This window comes from Thiospirillum jenense (genome assembly GCF_014145225.1).
GTDB classification, from domain to species: Bacteria; Pseudomonadota; Gammaproteobacteria; order Chromatiales; family Chromatiaceae; genus Thiospirillum; species Thiospirillum jenense.
The window spans coordinates 1-369 of sequence record NZ_JABVCQ010000124.1; the positions used below are offsets into that span (position 1 = coordinate 1).

Genomic DNA, 369 nt, shown 5'->3' on the forward strand with positions numbered 1-369 from the left:
TGCAGGATACCCGTCTTGCGACAGGTGGGTTTCCCCATTCGGACATCCCCGGATCAACGCTTATTTGCCAGCTCCCCGAGGCTTTTCGCAAGCTACTACGTCCTTCATCGCCTCCTACCGCCTAGGCATCCACCGTCTGCGCTTCATCACTTGACCATATAACCCCAAATACTTTGGAGTTAAACACATTGCTGACTTCTATTGCGCATCATAATAATCAACGCCTAATGACGTTGTCATTTGACACCTTTGCGATCTCACCAAATTGTTAAAGAACTAAAAAATCGGGTAATAAACACACCATCACAAACGTATTAAACAGTCGTTGACTGGTCAATTAAAACGGAATGGAAATGGTGCAGGTCATGT

General features: G+C 45.5%; 1 rRNA gene. It reads right to left on the minus strand.

Annotated features, from left to right (window positions below):
- Window positions 1–156: ribosomal RNA gene (locus tag HUK38_RS14815) — 23S ribosomal RNA — on the minus strand; the annotation flags it as partial.
- Between the last annotated feature and the right edge of the window lie 213 nt (window positions 157–369).